This is a genomic window from Carnobacterium viridans, assembly GCF_900102725.1.
GTDB classification, from domain to species: domain Bacteria; phylum Bacillota; class Bacilli; order Lactobacillales; family Carnobacteriaceae; genus Carnobacterium_B; species Carnobacterium_B viridans.
Window position 1 is genome coordinate 24,489 of sequence record NZ_FNJW01000009.1, and the last position, 6,000, is coordinate 30,488.

Consider the following 6,000-nt stretch of genomic DNA (forward strand, 5'->3'; position numbering starts at 1 on the left):
CTCCTTTATTATCTATATCACAATTGTACAACATTTTGTACAATATGTCAATTTTAGTTATTTGATTTTAAACTAAGTCATTTTTTGAAAAAGCGACCTAAAAAACCTTTTTTTTGAAAATCTTCGGAAGTGTTCTCAAAATTATCATTAATTAGAGGATTATTAGTCGAATGCTCTGTAGTTTCATTAGATAATTGAAACTGTAATTGTTCAATATGTTTATTCGTTTGAAGGGATAATTGTTGTTGTTGATCAAGTAGATTTTGTAATTTATCAATTTGCTTATCTTTACTCTCTAATTGATCTTTAAAAACATTGATAATCGTGCTATCAACGGAGCTATCTTTGATATTTTCCGCGCTATCATCCGTGCTATCATTATCGATATTAATCACGCTATCTAGGATTAATTGATTCATAGACTTTTTTTTTGATTTTGCAATTTCTTTAAGTTTTTCTTTTTCTTCTTTTGTAGCTCTAACAATGATTTGAACACGGTTATCTGACAAAAACATTCACCGCTTTCTGATATATTTATGATATCTCTATACTATCTCATATGATAGCACAGAAAAAAGTTGAAACTACTTATTAATAATTCCAACTTTTTTATTTTAATCTATATTTTGAATTTTTACTATTTGTAAATATTGCTCAATTGAACGTTTCAAATATTTCACTATGTTTTGCAATTGAGATTCCGCCCCATTTTTATGGTTAGCTACGTAACTAACGTGATCTTTAACTCCGTTCATCCCGCGTAATTTTTTTAATTCGTCATAAAGAGGATAGACTTGCTTTTGTAGATTAGCCATTTTAGTAACATCTTGCATATCTCGAAATCCAATCAATAAATTTTCTCCTAATATAGTCGTATATTTATTTTGTACAGCCTTATTAAAAAGCTCCTGCTGTTCTTGTTCTTGTTGTACTTTATCTTTAATATATTCCGAATCATTCTCTTTATAAGGTAAGGAATTTTTTGCAACTTTTTTATCTATATAAAATTGAATTCCTGAAATCGAACGTCCTGTTTTTATTTTGTCATAAGTAATAGAAAAATGTGTATGCTTATTTATTTCTTCTAAAGCTGTTTTTAGAATATTTTTTTCAAAATCAAATATTCTATCATATTCGCTTACAGTATTTGTCATTTTACGTAATTCTTGAATATCAATATAAGGATTTTTCATTTGATTAATCTGATTTTTCGTACGTTTACTTGTATCTTTGTAAGTATCATATTGATTATAATTCATAGAAAACCATTTATATAAAATAATACTATATTTACTATTTAATTCCATAATATCGGTAATCAGATATTGGGTAAAATTACGTTTTAAATCAATCAGATAGGGCATAATATCTTCTGTAAATTTAATTGCTACAACATCATTATAATCATTCCATTCGCTACTGGAAATAGGAGAAATAATTTTAAAATTTAATTTTCCTTTTGTATTTACTTCTTGAACCTCAAAAATAGATTGTCTATGAAGAGTAGTTAAAGCTTTTTTGAACCGAGCATGTTTATCATTATCTTCTGCTTTAAAAAAAGAAAAAAGAGTTTTTTTCGACAAAAAAACCGTATTATTTTCAGGAGTATTTTCAGTATTCAAACAAGATACTGCCAACTCAAAAAATTTCAAAGGAACTTTATCCATTTTAGCTACACTAGTCACCAAATCATTATGTTCTACTGTTTTTTGAAGATATAAATCTTCCATATGTATCACCTTTTGAGACTTATTGCGATCTGAAATTTGCATAATTCAATCCTCCTGTTCTTTGATAAAAAAAAATCCAATTCAAAGAATAAAAATTATCTATAGTATTTATCATACAACAAAAGACGAAAAAAATAAAAAAAATTCGTCTTTTAAACAGTTTTTCCTCGTTCAATGCACAGTTTTTCCTCGTTCAATGCACAGTTTTTCCTCGTTGTTTAATAGCTGTAAGTACTGATATAAAGGCTTTTTTTTCGTCCCAAAAGGTTTAAAAGACAAAGTATTTAAGATAAATATAAAATAACCTCGTTATAATTCATCTAAAATACTTAGTCATAACCAAGGTACAAATTAGTAATTTACTAAATTATTTATAGTTACTTTATACGTATAAAAAAAGGTACGATTGTTACAACAGACAAAAGACTAAGCCCATCTTCAATGTCTTGTGTCTCGACTTACGCTCGACGGTTCGAACCATTGCATACCCCACACTTCAAAAAACAGCGCTATTCAACGTTTGAATGGTACCCCAGATAAAAAGGACCTTTAGTTCAAGAAAACGTCTCTAACGGACTTAAATCGGTTCGTATACTCTTCACGATCGGTATCTTCTGATAACTGATCAATTAATTGTTTGTTTTCTAAAAACCAATCCTCTGTAATGATAGTTGATTCATTTTTATTAGTAAGATAGATTCGTTCTTTATCCGCCACATCTAAAGCAGCTTCTAGTTTTTCTTCAATTTGATCATCTTTTTCTTCAGTTGCTACTTTTTCCGCTTCAATTGCTTGTTTTTGTTCTTTTACTGTTTGTTGTTGAGCAGAGATTTCTTGAATTTTTGATCCAAACGGCAGTTTTGATTGAGTTGAATACCCTAATAACAGCAGCACACTGAAACAAAGCACTAAAGAAGTAAGAGATACAAGGCTAACGCGCTTTAAATGGCCAGAATTCCACCACTGGTGAAGTTTTACTCTCCAAATCAGATAAGAACACCCCAACACGACCAAAACGCTTAAAACGGGCAAAATACGCCACATGAGTTTCATAAAAAATAATCCCATCAGCTACATCCCCATAAAGAACGAAAACATCCCGTAAATAGCTAAAAGGGTAACGGCCCCAATGCCTAAAATACTGATTCGTTCGATCCAATCGGTCCGACGTTCTTTTTTTGCTTGTTGGTCCGCTTGCTGCAAGACCGCATCTAATTTTTCTTGGTAGTTGCCTAAATGTTGGTGGACGATTTTATCTAACTTTTGTTCCATTTTTTCAGGGGAATAATCTTTTAAATCAACGGCTGTTTGTTGTTTCCAATGCTCATTTTCAGTCAGTAAAGCTTGAAATTGCTCCACTCTTTTTTGTTCTTGTCTCCGATGATACGCCAGTTGCTCTTTACCGTTCTGGTCCGAAGTCTCGATTGACGTTTGGAGAGTTTTGAGGTGGCTGACGAGCAGACTCATGTGTTCTGCGCTCTGCTCGTACTTCGTCCGCAACTTCTCGTACGCTAGCAGTAAGTCCTCGTAATCTTTCGGTGTTGCTGCGCTCAAGTTGTTCTCTGTCAGATTGTTGTTTGTCTCGTTTTCGTTGGTGTTCCATGATGGCATGGGTAATCGGCTCCTTTTTAAAGTCTTCGCCTAATCTTGAGGCGGTAAACGTCCATTGTTTTCCTTCTGAATCGTGAGTCACATACTTTTGTCGGATCGTTTGGCCCCTTTTTCCAATCTCAGAAGTAAGGGTTACATCTGATTCAGATAGTAAGTGTTCAAATTCCGGATAGGAATGGGCTTGATCTCTCGCGTGATAAATTTTTTCTTTGACTAAATCCCGTTCATATTGCTTCCCAGTTTGAGTATAAGCCGCTATTTCAGTCGGATAGACCTTGTTTTTAGCTTTAGTCAATTCTACCAAGTCATGCTTTTTTGAAATGTCATTATTAATTTCATGCATTTCATAGATATCAGGAGGATTAATGGCCATTTTAGCTCCCGTTTCACTATTGACCGCATTGATCATAAAATGGTTGTGTGGATGGTCGGTATCGGTATGTGTGGCCATATAAATTTCATGATCGGGATACATTTTGCTTAATTCGGACATGAATTCTTGTCCGAACTGATGGGCTTTTACAGGCGTTAACTGATCGGTCGCGTCAAAAGACTGGACCAAGTGATAGCCTTGACGCCCTTTTGTCTTGCCCATTAAGTCTCGCGTTTGGCGCATTTGTTCTCTCGCTGCTTGATAATTTAATGGAGTGAGGTGTGCACTGGTTAAATTGACGTCAATTTTTCCTTGTCTCGCAATGTAGTTGACCGTCGCTGAACCATTTTTAGTGGCACTCGCTATCTTGATAATTGCTCCCAAAGGCCTTTCACTCCTTCCTGAATACCGGATAGCTGCTGTTCCATCGCTTTTAGTTCGTTGGGTTCATAAAGAGCTTTATTCGTGTTAATCCATTTGACTAACTGATTCAAATTGGAATTGTAATACCGCAGCTGACGAGCGATTTCTTTGGCTCCTTCAATCTCGATTTTCGGGTTTCGCATGCGAGTCCCTTTCGCCTTGCTTTTAACAAAGTTGGGTACGCTCATACCTTGTTGCTCCGCTAGGTAGCTGAGCTTCTCATATTCGGCTTCGTTCACGCGAAATTTCACTTGACGTTCTTCACGTCGGTTCTCTTTTTTTTGTTCGCTCACGGACGTAGTCTCTCCTCTCTAAATGGCTCCCTATTCGGTCTCCATTTCTCGCTGCATGACTAACTGGTCTTAGGTCTAAAACGCTCCTTATTCAGTCGCCTTTCAGACCTAAGACCAGTGCTTTTTTTCTCCACTTATTTGCCAACGTTCCCTATTCGGTCACCTTGTCAAAACGTTTCAAAAAAAGGTGTTGTTGTATTTCTTATGTTACTCCCTATTCGGTCATAAAACAAGAAATACAACAACACCAAATACAACAGGCTACGTATTTGGTACCCAAATACTCCCTGTTAGGTGGATGCGCTGCTCCCCCTAAGACCCCAAAGGAGCACATTGTTATCTGTCTTTTGACAGGTAACAATGTGTTTTTTTTTGTCCGATTCGCTGCTCGCAAACGGACAAAAAAGAGCACCGTTTTTCAACTTTGCTCCTCAATAGATCTGACTGTTTTTTGCCAGATCTCCCCTCTAAAAATACTATGCGAACCAACCGTTTTTCGAATAGTATTTTGGTGAAAATAAGTGTCTTAAATGAATGATCGATTTACTGTTTGTAAACGTCCTTCATTAGGATTTTTTTGTCAAAAAAGTATCCCAGCGTGTCTTCGTTCAAATAAAATATACGATATCTAATATAAAAATAAAATTTATATTTTCTAAATGTTTACTTAAACAAAAAAACAGACCTGAAATGGGTTCATTTCGGCCTGCTGTTTATTTTTCGTTCAAAATTATTCTGAAATTAAATAGTTAATCCATGACGGATTAATTTAATCTGAGTAGAATTTAAAACGGTACTTTCTAATTGTTTATCTAATTTATTGAAAAAAATAGTCATATTTTTACGGAGAATACTTTTTTTAGGAACATTTATAATTTCATAAGAATTTAAATTAAATTTATAACCATCAAAACACAATGTTGAGAATCGTTCAAAATTATCACCGATACAAGTTAATAAATCAAAAACAACTGTACCTTTGGAAATTTTTAAGTCTCTAAGATCATTTTCAAGATTTCTAATTAAGTCCATCTGTTCTAAAGGATCAGTGTAAGAGGTGGCCATTACAATACATTGATAATTATCTATACGTGTAGTTGGTTTAATTATCTTGTACATTTTCATAGCTACTTCCTCCTTAAACTTAAACTAAACAATATGTTAAACATTTTTAATTGTAAATTCCTACTATTAACTACATATAGTAGGAATTTACAATGTCTAAAGCATTGTTTATAATACCATGAGCTGTATCAGGTCTGTCATGTACAATGGTGGTATCTCTGCCTTTAATGGGACTATCTATATTTCCCCAATGGAAAATAGAATGTCTATGAATATTGTTAAAACAGTATAAGCATTATTGACTGCCATTTTTTTGTTTCGCTGTAAAATATGAATCATATTCAGGATGTAAGATATATTTTTGTCTTTCTAAAGGATCTTTTATAAACATACTAAAGTTTCCATCCTTTAATTGAATTGACTTTATCTTTCATAATATATTTAAGGTGACCTTCTAATAACTTTAAGGATGGAAAACTTAAAAATCCATAATCAACATTTCATC

The 6,000-nt window shown here is 33.4% G+C and carries 7 protein-coding genes; all 7 read right to left on the minus strand.

Annotated elements, in window-relative coordinates:
* Nucleotides 1-77: 77 nt before the first annotated feature.
* Nucleotides 78-509 (minus strand): DUF536 domain-containing protein, encoded by a 432-nt coding sequence (locus tag BLT48_RS13570; RefSeq protein ID WP_244885839.1) that lies wholly within the window; start codon nt 507-509, stop codon nt 78-80.
* Between the two features lie 105 nt (nt 510-614).
* Nucleotides 615-1,772, minus strand: a complete 1,158-nt coding sequence (locus tag BLT48_RS13575; protein ID WP_035019986.1) for a RepB family plasmid replication initiator protein — start codon at nt 1,770-1,772, stop codon at nt 615-617.
* 507 nt (nt 1,773-2,279) lie between these two features.
* Nucleotides 2,280-2,798, minus strand: a complete 519-nt coding sequence (locus BLT48_RS13580; protein ID WP_089974376.1) for a hypothetical protein — start codon at nt 2,796-2,798, stop codon at nt 2,280-2,282.
* Between the two features lie 3 nt (nt 2,799-2,801).
* Nucleotides 2,802-3,089, minus strand: coding sequence for a hypothetical protein (locus tag BLT48_RS13585; protein ID WP_089974374.1), 288 nt, complete (start codon nt 3,087-3,089; stop codon nt 2,802-2,804).
* A 40-nt stretch (nt 3,090-3,129) separates the two neighbouring features.
* Entirely contained in the window at nt 3,130-4,098 is a 969-nt protein-coding gene (locus BLT48_RS13590) for a relaxase/mobilization nuclease domain-containing protein (RefSeq protein WP_176944169.1), read from the minus strand.
* Nucleotides 4,077-4,430, minus strand: coding sequence for a plasmid mobilization protein (locus BLT48_RS13595; protein WP_089978854.1), 354 nt, complete (start codon nt 4,428-4,430; stop codon nt 4,077-4,079). Before BLT48_RS13595 ends, BLT48_RS13590 begins: the two co-directional genes overlap by 22 nt.
* 741 nt (nt 4,431-5,171) lie before the next feature.
* A complete protein-coding gene (locus BLT48_RS13600) occupies nt 5,172-5,555 on the minus strand; it encodes a type II toxin-antitoxin system RnlB family antitoxin (protein WP_089978857.1) in 384 nt (127 codons plus the stop codon).
* Nucleotides 5,556-6,000 lie beyond the last annotated feature (445 nt).

What these genes read in the sequence shown, in the direction of transcription:
- BLT48_RS13575 (WP_035019986.1), bottom strand. Translation starts at nt 1,772, where the DNA reads ATGCAAATTTCAGATCGCAATAAGTCTCAAAAGGTGATACATATGGAA.
- BLT48_RS13580 (WP_089974376.1), bottom strand. Translation starts at nt 2,798, where the DNA reads ATGGGATTATTTTTTATGAAACTCATGTGGCGTATTTTGCCCGTTTTA.
- BLT48_RS13600 (WP_089978857.1), bottom strand. Translation starts at nt 5,555, where the DNA reads ATGAAAATGTACAAGATAATTAAACCAACTACACGTATAGATAATTAT.